Origin of the sequence: Paraburkholderia sp. RHO2, from assembly GCF_050955445.1 — a bacterium.
Taxonomy (GTDB): Bacteria; Actinomycetota; Actinomycetes; order Mycobacteriales; family Mycobacteriaceae; genus Prescottella; species Prescottella agglutinans_A.
Genome location: NZ_CP162617.1, coordinates 4,685,030 through 4,703,556, shown reverse-complemented (window position 1 = coordinate 4,703,556; position 18,527 = coordinate 4,685,030). Strand labels below are relative to the sequence as shown.

General features: G+C 68.3%; 20 protein-coding genes. 7 read left to right on the top strand and 13 right to left on the bottom strand.

Translation table 11 applies throughout. The features are described from left to right. Nucleotides 1-3 precede the first annotated feature (3 nt). The 6 genes from ABTV10_RS21910 to ABTV10_RS21885 all read right to left on the bottom strand — a co-directional run bounded on the left by ABTV10_RS21910 (nt 4) and on the right by ABTV10_RS21885 (nt 7,109). Entirely contained in the window at nt 4-1,896 is a 1,893-nt protein-coding gene (locus tag ABTV10_RS21910; RefSeq protein WP_499030385.1) for a YhgE/Pip family protein, read from the bottom strand. 2 nt (nt 1,897-1,898) lie between these two features. Continuing rightward, complete coding sequence (locus tag ABTV10_RS21905; protein WP_499030383.1) at nt 1,899-2,591, bottom strand: hypothetical protein; 693 nt, start codon at nt 2,589-2,591, stop codon at nt 1,899-1,901. A gap of 166 nt (nt 2,592-2,757) precedes the next feature. Next, complete coding sequence (locus ABTV10_RS21900; RefSeq protein ID WP_499030381.1) at nt 2,758-4,593, bottom strand: acyl-CoA dehydrogenase; 1,836 nt, start codon at nt 4,591-4,593, stop codon at nt 2,758-2,760. A 104-nt stretch (nt 4,594-4,697) separates the two neighbouring features. Further along, nucleotides 4,698-5,315, bottom strand: coding sequence for a class I SAM-dependent methyltransferase (locus tag ABTV10_RS21895; protein ID WP_499030379.1), 618 nt, complete (start codon nt 5,313-5,315; stop codon nt 4,698-4,700). 150 nt (nt 5,316-5,465) lie between these two features. Beyond that, nucleotides 5,466-5,900 carry a nuclear transport factor 2 family protein gene (locus ABTV10_RS21890; RefSeq protein ID WP_499030377.1) on the bottom strand — a complete coding sequence of 145 codons (435 nt, stop codon included), beginning with the start codon at nt 5,898-5,900 and terminating at the stop codon, nt 5,466-5,468. A 90-nt stretch (nt 5,901-5,990) separates the two neighbouring features. Continuing rightward, nucleotides 5,991-7,109 (bottom strand): glycoside hydrolase family 183 protein, encoded by a 1,119-nt coding sequence (locus tag ABTV10_RS21885; RefSeq protein ID WP_499030374.1) that lies wholly within the window; start codon nt 7,107-7,109, stop codon nt 5,991-5,993. A 354-nt stretch (nt 7,110-7,463) separates the two neighbouring features. On the opposite strand from ABTV10_RS21885, the gene ABTV10_RS21880 reads away from it, so the two are divergent. Further along, nucleotides 7,464-8,480, top strand: coding sequence for a beta-ketoacyl-ACP synthase III (locus tag ABTV10_RS21880; RefSeq protein ID WP_499030371.1), 1,017 nt, complete (start codon nt 7,464-7,466; stop codon nt 8,478-8,480). A gap of 61 nt (nt 8,481-8,541) precedes the next feature. Here the strand turns inward: ABTV10_RS21880 and ABTV10_RS21875 are convergent, their stop codons facing one another. Continuing rightward, the gene (locus tag ABTV10_RS21875; RefSeq protein WP_499030368.1) at nt 8,542-9,486 is read right to left on the bottom strand and encodes an aldo/keto reductase; all 945 of its coding nucleotides are present in this window, start codon (nt 9,484-9,486) and stop codon (nt 8,542-8,544) included. Between the two features lie 176 nt (nt 9,487-9,662). Here ABTV10_RS21875 and ABTV10_RS21870 point away from each other — a divergent pair, with 176 nt between their 5' ends. Next, nucleotides 9,663-10,418 (top strand): HNH endonuclease family protein, encoded by a 756-nt coding sequence (locus ABTV10_RS21870; RefSeq protein WP_499030366.1) that lies wholly within the window; start codon nt 9,663-9,665, stop codon nt 10,416-10,418. A 35-nt stretch (nt 10,419-10,453) separates the two neighbouring features. Continuing rightward, nucleotides 10,454-10,678 carry a hypothetical protein gene (locus tag ABTV10_RS21865; RefSeq protein WP_499030363.1) on the top strand — a complete coding sequence of 75 codons (225 nt, stop codon included), beginning with the start codon at nt 10,454-10,456 and terminating at the stop codon, nt 10,676-10,678. Nucleotides 10,679-10,693: 15 nt separating this feature from the next. On the opposite strand, the gene ABTV10_RS21860 is transcribed toward ABTV10_RS21865, so the two are convergent. From ABTV10_RS21860 to ABTV10_RS21850, 3 genes are all read right to left on the bottom strand, one after another. Then, nucleotides 10,694-12,088, bottom strand: a complete 1,395-nt coding sequence (locus ABTV10_RS21860) for a WS/DGAT/MGAT family O-acyltransferase (RefSeq protein WP_499030361.1) — start codon at nt 12,086-12,088, stop codon at nt 10,694-10,696. Nucleotides 12,089-12,473: 385 nt separating this feature from the next. Then, nucleotides 12,474-12,641 carry a hypothetical protein gene (locus ABTV10_RS21855; RefSeq protein ID WP_433607484.1) on the bottom strand — a complete coding sequence of 56 codons (168 nt, stop codon included), beginning with the start codon at nt 12,639-12,641 and terminating at the stop codon, nt 12,474-12,476. Between the two features lie 57 nt (nt 12,642-12,698). Continuing rightward, entirely contained in the window at nt 12,699-13,004 is a 306-nt protein-coding gene (locus tag ABTV10_RS21850; protein WP_499030359.1) for a hypothetical protein, read from the bottom strand. Nucleotides 13,005-13,340: 336 nt separating this feature from the next. Between ABTV10_RS21850 and ABTV10_RS21845 the strand changes: the two genes are divergently transcribed. Beyond that, nucleotides 13,341-14,591 carry a S1 family peptidase gene (locus ABTV10_RS21845; RefSeq protein ID WP_499030356.1) on the top strand — a complete coding sequence of 417 codons (1,251 nt, stop codon included), beginning with the start codon at nt 13,341-13,343 and terminating at the stop codon, nt 14,589-14,591. A gap of 130 nt (nt 14,592-14,721) precedes the next feature. After that, nucleotides 14,722-15,126 (top strand): DUF1801 domain-containing protein, encoded by a 405-nt coding sequence (locus tag ABTV10_RS21840; RefSeq protein WP_499030354.1) that lies wholly within the window; start codon nt 14,722-14,724, stop codon nt 15,124-15,126. A gap of 43 nt (nt 15,127-15,169) precedes the next feature. Here the strand turns inward: ABTV10_RS21840 and ABTV10_RS21835 are convergent, their stop codons facing one another. Next, complete coding sequence (locus ABTV10_RS21835) at nt 15,170-15,580, bottom strand: RidA family protein (RefSeq protein WP_433607476.1); 411 nt, start codon at nt 15,578-15,580, stop codon at nt 15,170-15,172. An 83-nt stretch (nt 15,581-15,663) separates the two neighbouring features. Between ABTV10_RS21835 and ABTV10_RS21830 the strand changes: the two genes are divergently transcribed. Beyond that, a complete protein-coding gene (locus ABTV10_RS21830) occupies nt 15,664-16,047 on the top strand; it encodes a winged helix-turn-helix transcriptional regulator (RefSeq protein WP_499030350.1) in 384 nt (127 codons plus the stop codon). 11 nt (nt 16,048-16,058) lie between these two features. On the opposite strand, the gene ABTV10_RS21825 is transcribed toward ABTV10_RS21830, so the two are convergent. Both ABTV10_RS21825 and ABTV10_RS21820 read right to left on the bottom strand, forming a co-directional pair. After that, nucleotides 16,059-16,493, bottom strand: a complete 435-nt coding sequence (locus ABTV10_RS21825) for a hypothetical protein (protein WP_499030348.1) — start codon at nt 16,491-16,493, stop codon at nt 16,059-16,061. 126 nt (nt 16,494-16,619) lie between these two features. Further along, a complete protein-coding gene (locus ABTV10_RS21820) occupies nt 16,620-17,822 on the bottom strand; it encodes an MFS transporter (RefSeq protein ID WP_499030346.1) in 1,203 nt (400 codons plus the stop codon). 92 nt (nt 17,823-17,914) lie between these two features. Between ABTV10_RS21820 and ABTV10_RS21815 the strand changes: the two genes are divergently transcribed. Continuing rightward, entirely contained in the window at nt 17,915-18,523 is a 609-nt protein-coding gene (locus ABTV10_RS21815; RefSeq protein ID WP_499030343.1) for a TetR/AcrR family transcriptional regulator, read from the top strand. Nucleotides 18,524-18,527: the final 4 nt, after the last annotated feature.

The window sequence follows — 18,527 nt, the reverse complement described above, 5'->3', positions numbered from 1 at the left end:
CCGTCACACCTCGATCGGCGGGTGCAGCCGCATCAGCGTCCACGTCCGGTCGCGCCGCACCGACAGCGCGCTCGCGGCCAGCGACGCCGCCAGCAGGCCGAGCAGGACGGCGATCGACACCCACAGCCGGGAGTCGATTCCGCCGACGGTGAGCTGGCGTAACCCGTTGACGGCATAGGTCATCGGGTCGAACGGGTGCAGGATCTGGAACGGTTTCGCCGTGGTCTCCACGGGGTAGATGCCGCCCGACGACACCAGCTGCAGCATCAGGAACGCGAGCGTGACGACACGCCCGACGGCGGGCCCGAAGATCGCGTTGAAGGCCTGGATCAGCGCCATGTAGGTGAGGCCGACCAGACCCAGGAACGCGATCGTCCCGAACACGTGGACCGGCACCAGGCCGACGCCGAAGTGCACCACGACGTACATCACCAGCACCTGCGCGATCGCGATCAGCGCCGCCGGCCAGTACGACGCGAGCACGACCCGCAGCGCGCCGAGCCCGGTCGAGATCGGCCTGTTCTGGATGGGCCGCAACAGCATCCACGTGATGATGCCTCCGACGAACAGCGCCAGCGGCAGGAAGAACGGGGCGAATCCGGTGCCGAACGTCTTGGCCCGGTTGTCGTGGTGCTGGTCCAGCGCGACCGGCGCGGACACGGTCTGCGCGACGGCGGTGCGCTGCTGCGGATCCCAGTGCGGGACTTGCTCGCTGCCCTCCTTCAGCTGGGACGCGAGCTCGCCGGAGCCGTCCTTCAGCAGGGTCGTGCCGGCGGCGAGTTGCCCCGCGCCCTGCGCCAACGTCTCACCGCCGCTCGACAACTGCGCCAGGCCGTCGTCGAGGGCGCGCGCGCCGGCGGCGGCCTGCTGCCCGCCGGACTGCAGCTGCGTCAGCCCGTCGCGCAGTTGTCCGGAACCGGCGACGGCCTGTGCCATGCCCGACCGGTAGGGGCTCGACGGGTCGCCGAGCTGGAACGCAAGCTGCTGGGCGCCGTCCCGCAGCCGGCCGAGCTGGTCGAGGGTCGCGGCGTCGAGTGCGGGTCCGAGGGCTCCCGTCACCCGCTCGACGAGCTGGTTCACACCCGTGCTGAGCTGTCCGGCGCCGTCGCCGAGTGCGGTCGTCGCACCCGCGAGCTGGTCCATCCCGCCGGCGAGCGCCGACGCCCCGCCGGCGGCCGCGCCGATGCCCCCGGACAGCTGGGCGGTGCCGTCCGCCAGCGCCGTCGAGCCGGAGTGGGCGGTGGCCAGGCCGTCGGCCAGGGTGCGGGATCCCCCCGCGAGTTGCTGCGCGCCCGCGTCGGCGGCCTGCGCGCCCGTCGCGAGTTGCCCGGCGCCGTCGGCGGCCTTGCGCAGCCCGTCCCCGGCGGCGCCGAGTCCGACCAGCACCTGGTCCACCGACTGCTCGCCGACCTGTGCGCCCACGACATTGAGGATCTGCTGGGCGGCGTTCTGCCCGATGACGGTGCCGAGGTAGTTGTTGGCGTCGTTGTAGGAGAAGATGATCCGCGCCTTCCGCGGTTCGGATCCGGTGGGGGAGGCCACCGACCGGCTGAAGTCGCTGGGCAGCGTCACCGAGAAGTAGTACCGCCCGGACGCGACACCGGTCGACGCCTCGTACGCGGTAACCTCGTGGAAGTCGAGGTCCCCGGAGGCCTTCAGCCCCTGCGCGACCTGTGCGCCGACGTCGAGTGGTCGGCCGTCCACGACGGTGCCCTGGTCGTTGTCGACGAGCGCCACCGGGATCTTGCCTGTCGCGGCGAACGGATCCCAGAACGCCCACAGGTACAGCGCGCCGTACAGCAGCGGCATCAGCACGATCGTCACCAGCGCGACTCGCGGCATCAGCCCACGCGAGAACCGCTTGAGCTCGGTCCCGAGCGACATCCCTGCGAGCATGACTACACCTCGGCTTCGGGCAGCGAATGGAATTCGTGGGCGGGCGAATTCGGTGGCAGCGGATTGACGGCGGACGCGATCACCGTCTGCCGCGCCCCGAGCGCCGCCAGATGTTCGACGAGCTGCGCCCGGTGGTGTTCCTCCCGGACCTGTTCGAGGTCGTCGACCAGGAGCAGCGGCGGAACCTGTGTGTCGGCGACGGCGATCCGCAGCAGCAGGTTGTCGAGTTCGCCGAGCTCGCTGACGTACTCGCCGAGCTTCGGCAACGGCCGGTCCCCGAACACCGGCGCGCACACCTGTTCGAGCTCACGCTGTCCGGCGCGCCGGATCAGCCGGTACCACGTTGCGTCCCAGCGGATCTGCTCGGTGACAAGGTCGCGCACGGTCACCGACTCCGAGATGTTGTCTATGCCCGCGAATCCGGCGATCGCGGACACGGCGCGGATGGCCGCCGGGTCGGTCCGCCCCAGCACGCTCAGCTGCCCCGACGACGGTCTCATCCGCCCGCCCAGCGTCAGCAGGAGCGACGTCCGGCCCGATCCGGCGAAGCCCTGGATCACCGCGAGGCCCCCGAACGGGATGCGCAGATTCACCGGCCCGAACACCGGCCCCAGCGGGCCGCTGCGGGTCAGTCCCCTCGCGACGACGGCCGGCGGTGTACCGGAGTGCCCGGAGTGCCCGGTTCGTTCGTCCATGCTGGTCACAGCGGCTCACCAACCTCGATCAGGCGGCACGGATCGACATCCTCAAGCCAAACACAACCGGGGGCCCGGCGCCGGACTCACCGCCGGAATCTCGACGTACACGGAAGCGCCCGGCCGGGGAAGGTTCCCCGGCCGGGCGCTTGCGTGATTCAGCGGATCAGAACGCGGCCTCGTCCAGCTCCATGATGTCGTTGTCGAGGTGCGACAGGATGTTGCGGGTCGCGGTCAGCTCGGGCAGGACGTTCTTCGCGAAGAACGACGCGGTCGCGACCTTGCCCTCGTAGAACGGCTTGTCCTTGTCGGAGGCGCCCTCGTCGAGCGTCTTCAGCGCGATCTCGGACTGGCGCAGCAGCTGCCAGCCGATGAGCAGGTCGCCGACCGACATGAGGAAGCGGACCGAACCCAGACCCACCTTGTACAGCTCGGTGGGCTGCTCCTGCGCGCCCATGAGGTGACCGGTGAGGATCGCGGCCATGCCCTGGACGTCCTCGAGTGCGGTGGAGAGCAGCGCGCGCTCGGTCTTGAGGCGACCGTCGCCGTCCTCGCTGTCGATGAACTTCTTGATCTCGCCGGCCACGTGGGCCAGCGCGACGCCGCGGTCACGGGCGATCTTGCGGAAGAAGAAGTCCTGCGCCTGGATGGCGGTGGTGCCCTCGTACAGCGAGTCGATCTTCGAGTCGCGGATGTACTGCTCGATCGGGTAGTCCTGCAGGAAGCCCGAACCGCCGAGGGTCTGCAGGCTCTCGGTCAGGTACTGGTAGGCCCGCTCCGAGCCGACACCCTTGACGATCGGCAGCAGCAGGTCGTTGACGCGGTGCGCCAGCTGCTCGTCGGCGCCCGACACCAGCTGCGCCATCTCCGGCTCCTGGTGCGCGGCGGTGTACAGGTACACCGCACGCATGCCCTCGGCGTACGCCTTCTGCATGGCCAGGCTGCGGCGGACGTCGGGGTGGTGGGTGATGGTGACGCGCGGCGCGGTCTTGTCCGTCATCTGTGTCAGGTCGGAGCCCTGGACGCGCTGCTTGGCGTAGTCGAGAGCGTTGAGGTAGCCGGTCGACAGCGTCGAGATGGCCTTGGTGCCCACCATCATGCGGGCGTGCTCGATGACGTCGAACATCTGCGCGATGCCGTTGTGGACCTCGCCGACCAGCCAGCCGACGGCCGGGACGCCGTGGCCACCGAAGGTGAGCTCACACGTCGCGGACGCCTTGAGGCCCATCTTGTGCTCGACGTTGGTGACAAAGGCACCGTTACGCGCCCCGAGTTCGTTCTTCTCGAAGTCGAAGTGGTACTTCGGGACGAAGAACAGCGACAGGCCCTTGGTGCCCGGGCCGGCGCCCTCGGGGCGGGCGAGGACCAGGTGGAAGATGTTCTCGAACAGGTCGTCGGAAGTCGCGGACGTGATGAACCGCTTGACGCCCTCGATGTGCCACGTGCCGTCGGCCTGCTGGACGGCCTTGGTGCGGCCGGCGCCCACGTCCGAGCCGGCGTCCGGCTCGGTGAGGACCATGGTGGCGCCCCAGCCGCGCTCGACACAGGTTGCCGCCCACTGCTTCTGCTCGTCGGTGCCGTTGTTGAAGAGCACGTTCGCGAAGGACGGGCCGGCCTGGTACATGAACGCGGCGGGCTGCGCGCCCAGCAGCATCTCGGCGATGGCCCACACGAGAGCACGCGGGACGGGAACGCCGCCGATCTCCTCGCTCAGGCCCATCCGGTACCACTCCGCGTCCCACATCGCCTTGAACGACTTCTTGAAGGACTCCGGCAGCGTCGCCTCGTGCTTCTCGGGGTCGAACACCGGCGGGTTGCGGTCGGCGTCGGCGAAGGCCTCACCGAGCGGGCCCTCGGCCAGACGCGCGACCTCGGACAGCATGTCCTTGACGGTGTCGGCGTCGAGGTCACCCCACACGCCCTCACTCAGCGGCTTGTCCAGACCCAGGACCTCGAAGAGGTTGAACTCGAGGTCGCGGACGTTGCTCTTGTAGTGGCCCATGTTCTCTCCCTGAAGTGGCACTGCGTGGTGCGGTCTGTCTTTCCGTCGAGTACCGCCCAAGTAGCTACTCGTCGGTAACTTAGCCGATGTTACTCGTGATTAAGTTAGCTGCCAAGGGCAGGTCTGCGAGCGACCAAGAGCGCGTCGATCGCGGTGCCGCCTTCGACGTCCCGATAGCGTCTTTCGGCCACCGTCACGTTGAGGCGTCCGTTCAGATCGTCCTTCAAATCCTCGGGCGTGTAAAGGATTTCGGCGTCCGGCGGGCCGCCGACACCCTCTGCGAGGTTGATCGTGTCGTGGCCGAGGATCATGAGGGTTCCCTCGGGTTTCAGCGCGTCCATGATTCGGCTCACAAGCGCGCCGCGCTGTGCTCGATCGAGGTGCACGAAGATCATGAGAACCAGGTCATAACCGGCCGGATCGTCCAGTGCCGAGGTCGTCGTGACGTCGTCGACGACGTACGTCAGGCGCTCGCGGACCCTCCGCGGTGCCTGCGCGGCGACCCGACGGGCCTTGTCGATCGCGACCGAGGAGAAGTCCACCCCGGTGGTCTGCCACCCGCGCGTCGCGAGCCACAGCGCGTGCCGGCCCTCACCGCACGCGAGGTCCAGCGCCCGGCCCGCGGGCAGCGATGTCGCGAACTCGACCACCACCGGATTCGGCGGCGTGCCCCACACCATGTCGGCCCGTGCGTACCGGTCGTCCCAGTCCTGTGCATCCATGGAAGCGACGGTATAGCCGGGTCGCATCCCGCGCCCTTCCCCGCCGCCTTTCCCGCGTTTTGCGCACTTATCGGTGTCCGGCGGGCCCCGCGCCCACCGAAAAGTGCGCAAAACGCGGGGAGGTTCAGCCGACCGGGTCGGATTGTCGGCTCAGCCGACGGTGATACGGCGGTGCGCCAGCTTCCAGCGCCCGTCCTCGTAGCGGTGAGTGTCGTCGTAGCGGCCCACGCCGGCCAGCCGCGGCTCGGCGGCGGTGTCGCGGAAGAACAGCCAGTACGCCGTCGACGACGCCTCGGTCTCCGAGTCCAGCGACACCGCGACGGTCGTGATGACGTGCCGGCTCGATGTGCCCGGCCCCTGGACGCCGGCGGCACGGCGTTCGCGCACACCCTCCTCGATCAGTGCGACGCCCTGACGCATCTGGGCGGCCATCCCGGTCACGGGGTTGGGCTGCGACTCCCAGATCGCGTCGGCGGTGAAGTGCTCGAGGTACTCCTCGACGGTGCCGTCGTCGGCGAGCTGTGCGATGCGGGCCAGCAGGTCCTGGATCTCGCCCCGCGGATCGGTGCTCTTCTGCTGTGCCACGTCATCTCCCCGATCGCCCAAACCAATCATTTGCTTGGGGCGACGGTAGCAGGGGGCGCCCCGGGTGCGGCGGAATGTCCCGCGCGGGTGTCAGCGCTGCAGCGTCGTGTGCATCAGCAGCACGTTGTAGTTGGTGTGCACCGTGGTGAGGAAGTAGAGGTCGGGGCCGGACGACCACGGATGCATGTACGCGCCGTACATGGTGGGGAGTTCGCTGCCGTCGATGAGGACCTCGGGTGCGCCCCACGGCCCGGTGGGGGTGGGCGCGCGCCGCATGACGACGGAGTTGCGGTTGTCGGTCGTCAGCATGAGGTACTGGCCCAGGAAGTCGTTGTACTGCACCGAGATCTCGCCGACGCCGCCGAAGACGATCGGTGCCGCGACGTCCGGGTTCTTCGGCACCCACTTACCGCCGTCCCAGTACTCGTACGCGCCGAGGTCGCGGATCTTCTGCTCCGGGACGCGTGCGAGGTAGACCAGGCCGCCGCGACCGGCGGGGGTGCCGTACTGGTAGACGAACCCGTCCGCCTTGACGAAGGCGCCCATCTGGAAGTTGCGGTTGCCGCCGTCCGGTGGGCGGCGGGTCTCGGGGGCCTCGATCCAGTTTTCGCCGTTGTCGGTGGAGAACGCCAGGCTGGAGTAGTTCGTGTCCCACCTGCCCGGGTCGCCCCAGTCCTTGACGGACATCATGCTCATGTACTGGGCGCCGTCGGCCGCGATGCCGGCGGTCGGGATCCGGCTGATCTCGACGAACGGGATCTTCGGGCTGGGGAGCAGTTCCTTGGACTGGCCGACGATGTCGCGGGGTGTGCTGTCGAAGGTCATGCCGTCGGCGAGGCTGCGGTCGGAACTGCGCACCAGGATGTTGCTGCGCCACGACCACAGGCTGCCGACCAGCAGGTTGGGGATCCCCAGTCCGGCGGTGTCGCCGAACGCGGTCAGTACCTGGCCGTTGCCGTTGTCCCACATGATGCCGAGATCGGTGCCGAGCACGTTGTAGTCCTGGGTGCGGTTGGCGCTGAGCAGTCCGGTCGCCTGCGCAACGGCCTGGCTTCGTCCGTGCAGGGCCGGTAATCCGTTCGTGCCATTGAGTACGGGAATCGGATTGACCGAATTCGGGTCGGCGCCTGCGGGGGCGGAGAACGCCAGGAAGGACGCCGACGTGCATATCAATGATGCGATGGCGCAGTGCACTCGATTCAGCCTCACCGATGTCTCCATCCGTGCTGGAAAGGGGCTCCTGCCTGGCGCTATGTCCAGATCGTGGCCGTCTGGCTAGTTGTGTGAGCGCGTTACAGGCTAGCAGGAGAATCGAATTCGGAGACAAAGATTCCGGCATCGGCACAATCGCCGATCGCATGATTCATGAAATTGTCCGAATTTGAAACGGGTGCGGCGGCGGAGCGAATTGCGTCGGGCGCGCCGCCGGATCTGGCCGGACGCCCACGCCGCTCACCGTGGGTGCGGGATACCCGAGTGACAGTGCAGGTCGACGCCTGGAAGTACCGTGTCGTGGTACGCGGGGCCGCGTGAGCCCCTGGATTTGTCAGTAGAGGAGCAAACATGGTTGCGCAGATCTCGAACTCCACCGAGGTCCGGCAGTCCGCCATCCTCGGGTTGGGTGTTTACCGCCCGGAGCGGGTCGTGAGCAACGACGAGATCTGCCAGACGATCGACTCCACCGACGAGTGGATCCAGACGCGGTCGGGCATCAAGAACCGCCGCTTCGCCAATGACGACGAGTCGGTGCTCGCGATGGCCATCGCGTCCGGTCGCAAGGCGCTCGAGGCCAGCGGCCTGACGGGCGAGCAGATCGGTGCGGTCGTCGTCGCGACCTCCACCTACCCGTCGCAGACGCCGCAGTGTGCCTCCCTCGTTGCCGAGGCGCTCGGCACGGGCGGTTCGGCCGCGTTCGACGTGACGGCCGGCTGCGCGGGCTTCTGCTACGCGCTGTCCGTTGCCTCCGACATGGTCCGGGTCGGGACCGAGGACTACGTCCTCGTGGTCGGCGTCGAGCGGATGAGCGACAGCACCGAGCCGACGGACCGCACCGTGCGGTTCATCTTCGGTGACGGCGCGGGCGCGGTCGTCGTCGGCCCAAGCCGGACGCCGGGTATCGGACCGGTCGTGTGGGGCTCCGACGGCTCTCAGGCCAATGCGATCCGACAGGAGCCGGACTGGCTCGAGTTCGCGAACAACCCGGCGCAGCGTCCGTGGATCAAGATGGAGGGCACGACGGTCTTCCGCTGGGCAGCCTTCGAGGTCGGCAAGATCGCGATGCAGGCCGTCGAGCGGGCCGGTGTCTCGCTCGAGGATCTGGGGGCGTTCATCCCGCACCAGGCGAACGGTCGTATCAACGAGGTCATCGCCCGTCAGATCAAGCTGCCCGAGTCGGTTCCGGTGTCCGACGACATCGCCGAGACCGGCAACACGTCGGCGGCCTCGATTCCCCTGGCGATGGAGGAAGTGATCCGCACGGGCAAGGCCAAGCCGGGCGAGCTGGCGCTGCTGGTCGGCTTCGGCGCCGGGCTGTCGTACGCCGGGCAGGTCGTCACCCTTCCGCCGCTCGCGCAGGACTGACGTACTCGAGCGAAACGGTGGGCCCGCTCGTGCGGGCCCACCGTTTCTGTATCTTCGCCGGTCAGTACCCGGTGAGGAAGTCGTCGACCAACGCCAGTTCGTCCTCATCGAGGGGGCGACGTAGATGCGTGGTGTTGCGGGCGACCTGCGCGGGTGTCGCCGAGCCGATCAGGACGGACGCGACCTGCGGCTTGGCGTCGAGCCAGGCGACGGCCAGTTCGGACAGTCGACGATCCAGCTTGCTCGCCAGCGTCAGCAGGTCCTCGACGCGGGTGAGGGCCTCGTCGGTGGCGGTGGCCGCGAAGTACTCGGACTTGTCGAAGCGCGAGCCCTTGAGGAATGCGGAGTTTCGGCGGTACTTGCCGGTGAGCAGCCCCGCGGCCAGCGGGTAGTAGGGGATCACCGTGAGGTCGAGTTCCTCGCACGCCGGCACGAGTTCGGCTTCGGCCTTGCGCTCGAGGAGATTCCACTCGATCTGCGCGGCCACGAAGCGCGGCAACCCGCGCTCGCCCGCCGTCCCGGCCGCTTGCTCGATCTGCTGCGCCGAACTGTTCGAGCAGGCGACGTACCGCACCTTGCCGGCCTGCACCAGTTCGCCGAGCGCACCGAGCGTGTCGTCGATCGGCACGGTCGGGTCGGGCATGTGCTGGTAGTACAGGTCGATGTGGTCGACGCCGAGCCGTCGCAGGCTGGCCTCGCACGCGCGGTGGACGTAGTCGGGCGACGAACCGCGGTCGGTCTCGCTCATGGGTGCGCCGAACTTCGTTGCGATGACGGCCTGGTCGCGGCGGCCCGCGAGGGCGGCGCCCAGGATCGTCTCCGACTCCCCGGCGGAGTAGACGTCGGCCGTGTCGAAAAACGTGATGCCCTGCTCGAATGCGGCGTCGACGACGGCGTCGGACTCCGCGGCGTCGATCCGTGAACCGAAGTTGTTGCAGCCCAGGGACACCGTGGAGACGACGAGGTCCGTTCCGGGGAGGGCCACGTACTGCATGGCGGGGGACATCGGACTCCTGACGCTGGCACACGGGCGGTCGGACGATCTGCCCGAGTCGGACTGTACGTCCGGAGCAGCGGGACCCGCGAGGCCGAATTCCGGTGTGTGGTAACCCACGGAAGGGTGATTTTTCGGACCGGATAGTATTCCGTGCTGCGAACGTATGTGCGAGAGATGAGGGTTCGGTGCGTCGGATTCTGGCGGTGTTCGGGTCGGTGTGTATCGCGGTGATCATGGCGATCGGTTACGTCCTCGTCGACGAGTGGCTGGGGGTCGACGGCGGGCAGGATTCCGGTTCCACTCCGCCCACGGTCTCGGCGGGTGAACTCAACGCCCTGCTCACGCAGGTGACCGTCGCGCCCGAGCTGCCGATGACGGGCTACAGCCGCGAGCAGTTCCCGCACTGGGATCTGAACAAGCCCGAACACGGGTTCGGCGCCGAGCTCGCGCAGTACGGGCGGTGCACGACGCGCGACGTGATGATGCTGCGCGACGCGGTCGGCCCGGTGCAGTTGGATCCGAAAACGTGTTCGCTCACAGTCGGTTCCGGTGGAGGTTGGCAGGACGAGTACGGCTTCCTGGACCGCAAGACCGGCGAACTGAAGCCGTACAAGTGGATGACGGAGTCGTCGGCGGTCGACGCCGAGCACATCGTCGCATTGGCGGAGGCGTGGCGCTCGGGTGCCGCTGCGCTGGACGAGGACACGCGCCGCCGCATCGCCAACGACGCGATCAATCTCGTGGCCGCGGATCCGTCGGCCAACCGGTCGAAGGGCGATCAGGACGCGGCGAACTACCTGCCGCCCGGGAAGTTCCGGTGCACATACGTCGATCGATACCTCCAGGTGAAGGTAAAGTACGGGCTGGCCGTCGACTCCGCGGAGCAGGCCGCTCTGCGGACTGTCGTCGACGACTGTGTCCGTCAAGGAGGGGCCGGATAAACGACATCGTCGCGATCCCCGTGCCGGCCGCCGTCATGACCGAAGAGGAAGGGACGGTGTCCGGAGCCCTCGACGTCACCCTCGACGCCGAGGGCCGAGGTCTCGTGCGCTACCGCGACACCGAATCCTGGTTCACGATCGGCAACCTCGACGACGAGCCGCCCCGCACGTGGGCGACGGTCACCGAGCTCGCCGAGGCGATCGAAGCCGGCGTCGGGGCCCGCGACGCGGCGGGCAACGTGATCCCCTTCGAGGCGTGACGGACGGTTCCCGACTCAGATGCCGACGGCCGTCTCGAGTGCGTCCAGTTCGGCGTCGAGACCACCGAGGATCCGGGCCAGCTCCGGCACCGCGCGGCGGCAACCGGTGAGCCCGAACGAGATCGCGTCGTCTGTGCTGGTGCAGGTGATGTTCAGGGCCTGGCCGTCGAGCGGGAGCGAGAGCGGGTAGAGCGCCTCGAGTCGCGCGCCGTTCCAGTACAGCGGGGCATTCGGCCCAGGGACGTTCGAGATGACGAGGTTGTAGGGCGGACGCACCGGGCCGTGGTGTCCCAGCAGCATGTCGAGCGCCAGCGGTGCGGATCCGAGCGCGGCCGTCGCGAGAATCTGCGCGGTGCTCATCCCGCGCAGCGCGGCCTTGCCCTCGGCCATGGACGTGTGGATCCGACCGAGCCGTTCCGCCGGGTCGGTGAGGTCGGTGCCGAGATTGCACATGAGGGTGCCGATCCGGTTGCCGCTCTGGTCGTCCGAGGTCCCGATCGGCCGCGGCTGGTCACGTTCGCCGCGCAGCGACACCGGCACCATCGCGACGAGCGACCGGTCCGGCAGCGCCCCGTCCTCCTCGAGGTAGCGGCGCAGCGCGCCCGAGCACATCGCCAGGACGACGTCGTTGATCGTGGCGTCGGCGTACTTGGCGACCAGGCGCAACCGATCGAGCGACCAACTGCGGGCGGCGAATTGGCGGGCCCCGGTGATCGGCACGTTGAGGACCGAGTGAGGGGCAGCGAACGAAACCGGCCCGCCCTGGTTCCGGAGTGCGCGCACGAGCGAACCGGTCACCGCCGGGACGAGTCCGGTCGCTTCCCCCACGACGTCGACGGCGGTACGCACGGCGGACAGCGGGAGGTCGAGCAGTCCGCTCTCGGCGGCGGGACGTTCGGTGCGGCCCCGCGGTTCCCACGGCGCGGGCATGTCCCGCTTCTCGGAGTCGACGCTCAGCGAACGGCGCAGCAGACGCATTGCGCTGACGCCGTCGGCGACACTGTGGTGGATCTTGGTGTAGACGGCGTAGCGGCCGCTGGCGAGTCCTTCGATGAGGTGCATCTCCCAGAGGGGGCGGTTGCGGTCCAGCAGCGTGCTGTGCAGTCGCGACACCAGCGCGGACAACTGGGGCATCCCGCCGGGCTGGGCAAGGGCGTCGTGTCGGATGTGGTGTCCGATGTCGAACTGGGTATCGGGTTCCCAACTCCATTGTCCCAGTGACGAAACCGACCGCCGGGGGCGCTTGCCGAGCAGTGGGGTGACCTGGTTGCGGGCGATCGCCGCGTCGAGCATCTCGCGGACGTCGTGTGCGTCGGCGCCGTCCGGTGGCTGCAACAGGACGAGTCCGCCGACGTGCATCGGATGCTCCCGTGACTCACCGTGGAGGAAGACTGAGTCGGCCGGTGACATGGGGAGCGGCATACGGATCGCCCTTCGGTCGGCGTGGGCCCGGAAGAGACCGGGCCGGGGATGTGGTGTCGATCACGGAATGTGTTGTCAGTTGTACGTGATCGTCGACGGCCGCGCTACTTGTCAAACGTCCAGGTAAATGCACCTTTTTGGGTGTTTGCCGGAAGTGTCGGTCGATTCGTCCGATTGCCGCGCCCACATTCGGACAAAGCGGGTGGTCGCGTCCCGGAAAGTCGGGGGAATTCGGCGGCGGAGCGCTCGGTGGAACCGGCGTCGGCGCGAGTGGCCGGACCGGACAGCAGCGCGAACGGATTGTCCGCGTTCGGCTTTGCTCCTCAGCGTGGGATCACCGGGCGGGGACCGCCGGTCGGTGCTCTTGCCGGCGTCAGTCGCGCGGGTGGGGGGCGTCCTGGGCCTCGAGCCCGGCCGGATTCCAGTCGAGCGTGGAGCCGAGCTCCTCGCGGTCGGCGCGACGAATGGCGCGACCGATCAGCACCGCCGCCCCGAGGGCGATGACGATCCACGCCCCCAGTGCGATCCACAACCACGACATGTTTATTTTTCTAGCACCGCAACCTGTGAAAAGGCCATGGTTGAGCTGAGAGGAACCTCACGTCAGCGAGAGAGACTCCGGGGCGGTGCGAAATCGGGTGCGTGCGTCGTGCACGGTCAGCACCGGCACGTCGAGAGCGCGGACCTGAACCAGCAGGCCGGCTTCGGCTGCGGTGCAGATGCCGTCCAGGACGTCGTCGTCGACCACCGCGTAGTCGAGTTCTCCCTCGGCGACGTCGCTTCGGCCGTAGCCGAGCTCCCGCGCCAGCTCGCGGGCCTCGTCCAGGGCGGCGGAGCTGCCGATGAACACTACGTCGCCCTTGACGGTCGAGGTGGCCGCCTGATCTCCGAGTTCGCGGTTCATGAGACTCCTTGCTTGCGACTTGTGGTAGTGCAGTACCGGTTCGAGCATCGTGTGCGTGCTCGCCTGGAGTGGGCCTCGCCGATCGCGGGGCTCTCGAATCGTAGAGCGCCGCGTGCGAGACCGCTCGTTCGGACGGCACTGCACCGGTCAAGTGTGCCGAGGCTCGAACCGCCGCTGTGACAGTTCGCGCTGTTCGGCCGTGCCGGGCGGGGCGGGTAACGGAGAACTACCGTGCGAAACGGTTCGTTTGCCGTATCTTGCTTCTGCCTCGGCTGCGGGGTGTCGCCCCACGGTGGGTGCGGTGGCGAAACGGACGGCACCTGTCAGAGGGGCGAGATGCACAAGAGGCTGGCGCGTGGCGCCGCGATCGTCGGTACCACCGTCGCGCTGGGCGCGTTGTCGGTGACCGGTACCGGGGAGGCGGCGCCGACTGCCCCGGCGGCGGACGGACTCCCCGGCGACCTCGTCGCGGCCATCGAGCGCGACCTGCACCTGACCGCGCAGGAGTACCTGGATCGGGCCGAGGCGGCCCAGGAGGTGGCCGGGTACGCGAGCGATCAGCGCCGAGTCGATCCCGGTGCCGTCGGTGGTGCGTGGCTCGGCGCCGACGGCGCGCCCACCATTGCGGTCACCTCACCGGAGGCCGCCGCCCGTGTGGCCGCGGCCGGCTATCGTGCCGAGGTTGTCCCCTTCCTGGAAAGCGCACTGGCGCAGGGGAAGCGGGCCGTCCCGTCGTCGCTGCCCCGATTTCGGGTCGCGTCCGGCGTCGACCCGATCGGAGGCGACGCGTACATCGCGACCATCGGGCCGATCGCCACGGCGCCGTCCTTCATGGTGTGCTCGTTCGGGTTCACCGCCGCGGACCGCGCCGGCACGCCCCTAGTGCTCAGCGCGGGGCACTGCGATCCGAGCCCGGCAACTGCGGGAACGCCGAACGCGGCGCCGGTATACGCGCCCGACCGCACCGACGTCCGCAACAGTCCCCGGGTCGGCGGTTTCACCGAGTCCGGCATCGGCAGCGAGGGCGGCGGCCTCGACTACTCGGTGATCACGCTGACGCCGGAGGCGGCCGCCGGCGGTCTGGGCCGACCCACCGTCCGCGGCACGGGCGGCAGCCCACTCACGATCACCGGTACCGCGGTCCCGGTGGCGGGCGCGCCGGTGTGCAAGTCCGGTCAGACGTCCGGCTACACGTGCGGGACGGTGCAGGACGCCGATTACACCACCGATCTGCACGGGAACGATGGGGAGACGTGGAGTGTGCGCGGTTTCACCGACAACGCGTGCACCCTCGCCGGCGACAGCGGCGGTGCGATCATTACCGGCACCCGCGCGCTGGGCATCACCAGCGGGTCCAGTGTGGCCGACGCCGCCGACTGCGCACAGGCCGCCGCCGATCCCGCCGGCATGCTCAGCTTCGGGATTCCGGTGCGGGACATCCTCGCTCGGGTGAACGGTTCGTCGTGTCCGACGGGTGCGGGTATCGGCCTGCGCACCGCCGCGGATCCGGCCGGAATCTGTGAGACGCCCGAGCCGACGACCGGCGCACCGAGCGCGTTCGGCAGCCTCGGCTCGACCGGGTCGTAGCCGACCGCGAATCGATCGGATGCGGCGCCGCCGCCCGGCGAGTCTCGAATTGCGGTGCAAACGAGGCGGTCGGCGGCGATACTCGGGTCACGGGCGAGCGCCGACCACCTCGAGAGAGCGACCGATACCCATGACGAACAGCGACAGCGACTCGAACGACGCCGAATCCCCCTCTCGGCTGATCGACGAGCGAATCCGGGAACTGGGCGACTGGCGAGGCGAGATGCTGGCCCGGATACGGGATCTCGTCAAGCAGGCCGAACCCGACGTGACCGAGGAGTGGAAGTGGCGAGGGGTCCCGGTCTGGTATCACGCCGGAATGATCTGCACCGGTGAGACATACAAGAAGGCCGTGAAGGTGACCTTCGCCAAGGGTGCCTCGCTGGACGATCCGTCGGGGCTGTTCAACTCCAGCCTCGAGGGCAGCACGAGGCGGGCCATCGACTTCCACGAGGGCGATGCGATCGACGCAGAGGCATTCACCGCGCTCGTCCGCGCAGCGGTGGCGCTGAACACGTCCTCGGCCGGTAAGTAGTCCGGGACAGAGGCGCGGACGAGCGAGGGGATCGACCCGTGGGTCAGTCGACGAGAGCGGTCGCCTCGACTTCGACGAGCACATCGGGTTCGAACAGGTAGTCCACGCCGATGAGTGATGCCGGTGGCAGCGGCAGGGCGAGCCCGATCTCCTCGGCGACCAGTTCGACGCCGGCCATGAAGTCACCGATCTTCTCTGGCTTCCAGGCGGTGACGTAGAAGGTCAGCCGGAGGACGTCGTCGAAGGTCGCGCCCGCTCCGGCCAGCCCGGTCGCGGTGTTGCGCAGCGCCTGGGCGACCTGGCCCGCGAGATCGCCTCCGGCCACCGGTGTTCCGTCGGCGAGCCGGGCGATCTGACCGGCGACGTGGACATGGCGGGTACCGGAGCCGACGGCGACGTGATGGTACGGGGTGGGCTGCGTCATGCCCTCGGGAGTGAAGTACTGAACGGTCACGAAAGTTCTCCTCGAATGCCGAACTGAATTGGTATCCAATAGATACTTGGTATCCGAAGGTCACTTCAACGAGACTAGGTAGCGTGCGCGATACTTCCCCGGCCGCCCGCGGCGAACTCACGATCACCCCGCCTCATCGAGAGTTGCTCGACCAGGTCCTCGACAAATGGTCGTTGGCGGTGCTGAGCGAACTGTGCGAGCGGCCCAGCCGCTTCAACGATCTGCGCCGCGCGATCCCGGCGGTGACACAGAAGTCTCTGACCGCCACCCTGCGTCGACTCGAACGCAACGGCATCATCGAGCGCGAAGTGCTCAGCTCTCGCCCGGTCGCGGTCGAGTACCGGATCACCCCGCTCGGAAAGACCCTTCGCCACCCGGTCGACGTCCTCCTCGGCTGGGCCGAGACGCACATGCCCCAGATCGAGAACGCACGGGCACGCTTCGACACCGAGTCGGAACCCTCCTGAGGCTCCGCACGTCATCCACGGCGGCGGAGAAACCCTTGGAGGGCGGCCGCGACGTTCTCGCGCACGAAGCGCTCTGGCTCCGAGGCGATCACGGAGCGCATCGTGTCGAGTTCGCGTTCGGCCCCCGGAAGGTCGAACACCGCGCAGCCCGCGGCGTTGCGGACATCCCAGTCGGCGTCCGTCCGGGCCAGCTGGATCAGCGTGCGGCGGCATTGCGCGGCGAGTGAATCGTCCTCGACCCGAAGGATCTCGAAGACCCGTAGAGCTTCGATCCTCACCAGGTCGTCCTCGGCGACGTCGCTCGCAACCCGGAGTAGAAACGGGGCCAGCGGTGCCCCGTCGTCGTCCTCGGGGATCAACGACCGCAGAGCGGCAAAGCGACCATCGGCACCCAGCTGCGCGAAGTCGCCGATCAGACTTCGCGCAGCTGCTGATCCCGCATTCACGGCACTACGGTACAGGGCTTCGTGCCACTAGGACGACCTCGCGAATCTTGCCGCCGGTGCGAGCGAACATCGGAGCTCCCCGACCGAGTCGGGGGTTGCAAGACCTCGTTTCCGGGTGACGAGAGGTCAGCTCTGTCTTGCCGATCTCGCTGCCAGTTCGAGGATCGCGGTGGCCAACGGCAAGAGACCGACTCCGGCACTGAACACGAGGCCGGCCGTGGCGAGGTCGGAGGCGGAGGTGAGCAGTCCGACGCCGATCGCGGGGACGGCGAGCATCGAGTAGAGCCCGGCGAAGTACGACGAGGACACGGCGCCGCGCAGTTCGGGCCGGGTGCGCTCGACTGTCGTTGCGATTCCGGCGTTCATGCAGGCGCCGCCGGACACTCCCAAGATGGCGGCCGAGATCAGCAGCGGCGCGACATGGGTGAGGCCGATCGCGGCCGCCAGCACAGCGGATGATGCCGCCAATCCGATGCATCCGCGGAACATCGCCGTGGTGGGAGCGAGTCTTTTGGTGGCGAGCTGACCGACGGCCATTCCTGCGAACGCGAGGAAGACGAGGAACCCCGCCAGTGAGCGGCTGGTCAGATGCAGGTTGCGCGAGAGGAACAGGGCTCCCACTGCGGTGAGTACCCCGATCATCGCGAAGGCGGAACCGCCGGCGAGGACGGCGCGGAGGAAGTCGCTCCGGATCTCGCGGGGAACCGTCAGCCTCTGCGGACGGACCGCATGCCATGGTCCGCTCCTCGGACTCGCCGGCGTGCAGGCGGCGAGACCGATCACCGCGACGAGCGCCAGAACGAGGTGCGCCACGTACGGCAGCAGTAGCGGAGCGGGCGCAAGGTCGGCGAGCACACCCGCGAAGAGGGTACCCACGGCGAGACCTCCGGTGTTGGCCGCGACGGCGAGGGAGCCCGCAGTCTTCCTGCGTTGGGCGGGAAACAGATCGATGACGGCGGCGGTGCCGGTTCCGCTCATAAGTCCGGCCGAGAGTCCGGAGATCACCCGTGCAGCGATGAGTAGTGGGAGTGAGGTCGCAATCAGAAACAGGGCAGCGCTGATCGCTGCCAGCCCCGCCGAGATCAACAGCACCGGTCGCCGACCGATCTGGTCGGACAGTCGACCGAACAACGCGAGCGCGGCGACGACGCCGATTGCGTAGACCGCGAACAGTACGGTGACGGTCAATGGCTGGAAGGTGAGTCGTTCCGCGTACAAGGCGTACAGCGGGGTGGGGATCGTGGTCCCCATCATCGTGACGAAGAACGCGAAAGTTGTTGCCGCCAGCGTAAGTCTGTGACGGATGGCGGGTTGGGATGTGGTTGTCATGGAGTACGTCCAATAGTTACGAGACACTAGGAATTGAAAGTCAACATAGCGCAAACGGAACTCGGTGTCTCGTTTCGGGTACCGTCGGGGTTGTGAGCAAGAACCCAGCAACCACGGGTCGGCCGCGTAGCGAGGAGTCGCGCCGCGCCATTCTCGCGGCCGTCGACGACCTCCTGGTCGAAGAGGGCTATGCGGCGATGACCATGAAGGGCATCGCCGCCCGTGCGGGCGTCGGCAAGCAGACGCTGTACCGGTGGTGGTCGTCCAAGGCCGAAGTGCTCATCGAGGCGTGCATCGAGGACGCATCGGCAGACTTGGTGGTCGACTCGCAGGTAGCCGGCGCCGAGGCCGTCGCCGACTTTCTCGATGCGGCACATCGATTTCTCGAGTCCGCACACGCCGGCATCGCATACCGCGCTCTGCTGGGGGAGGCGCAGCACGACCGGGACGTGATGGCGTTGGTGCGCCAAGTGAACGTCTTCGGTCCGAGTACCGATCTCCTGCTTCGGTACCTGGTCGAGCGCGGCGACTTACCGAGCGACGCCGACGCGGCGAGTGTGCAGAGCGAGTTGATCGGTCCGGTGCTGTACTCGGTGCTCGCGGGCGCACCGCGTCCCGACCGGGCAGAACTAACGGGAAGGGCGCAACGGCTCCTGAACGGTTGGCGGCGTCCTCTCGGTGACGGCGAGTCCCACGCCTAGACGC

Coding starts and splice junctions, on each gene's coding strand:
- ABTV10_RS21910 (WP_499030385.1), bottom strand. CDS start 1,896: ATGCTCGCAGGGATGTCGCTCGGGACCGAGCTCAAGCGGTTCTCGCGT.
- ABTV10_RS21905 (WP_499030383.1), bottom strand. CDS start 2,591: ATGGACGAACGAACCGGGCACTCCGGGCACTCCGGTACACCGCCGGCC.
- ABTV10_RS21900 (WP_499030381.1), bottom strand. CDS start 4,593: ATGGGCCACTACAAGAGCAACGTCCGCGACCTCGAGTTCAACCTCTTC.
- ABTV10_RS21895 (WP_499030379.1), bottom strand. CDS start 5,315: ATGGATGCACAGGACTGGGACGACCGGTACGCACGGGCCGACATGGTG.
- ABTV10_RS21880 (WP_499030371.1), top strand. CDS start 7,464: ATGGTTGCGCAGATCTCGAACTCCACCGAGGTCCGGCAGTCCGCCATC.
- ABTV10_RS21875 (WP_499030368.1), bottom strand. CDS start 9,486: ATGTCCCCCGCCATGCAGTACGTGGCCCTCCCCGGAACGGACCTCGTC.
- ABTV10_RS21865 (WP_499030363.1), top strand. CDS start 10,454: ATGACCGAAGAGGAAGGGACGGTGTCCGGAGCCCTCGACGTCACCCTC.
- ABTV10_RS21860 (WP_499030361.1), bottom strand. CDS start 12,088: ATGTCACCGGCCGACTCAGTCTTCCTCCACGGTGAGTCACGGGAGCAT.
- ABTV10_RS21855 (WP_433607484.1), bottom strand. CDS start 12,641: ATGTCGTGGTTGTGGATCGCACTGGGGGCGTGGATCGTCATCGCCCTC.
- ABTV10_RS21850 (WP_499030359.1), bottom strand. CDS start 13,004: ATGAACCGCGAACTCGGAGATCAGGCGGCCACCTCGACCGTCAAGGGC.
- ABTV10_RS21845 (WP_499030356.1), top strand. CDS start 13,341: ATGCACAAGAGGCTGGCGCGTGGCGCCGCGATCGTCGGTACCACCGTC.
- ABTV10_RS21840 (WP_499030354.1), top strand. CDS start 14,722: ATGACGAACAGCGACAGCGACTCGAACGACGCCGAATCCCCCTCTCGG.
- ABTV10_RS21820 (WP_499030346.1), bottom strand. CDS start 17,822: ATGACAACCACATCCCAACCCGCCATCCGTCACAGACTTACGCTGGCG.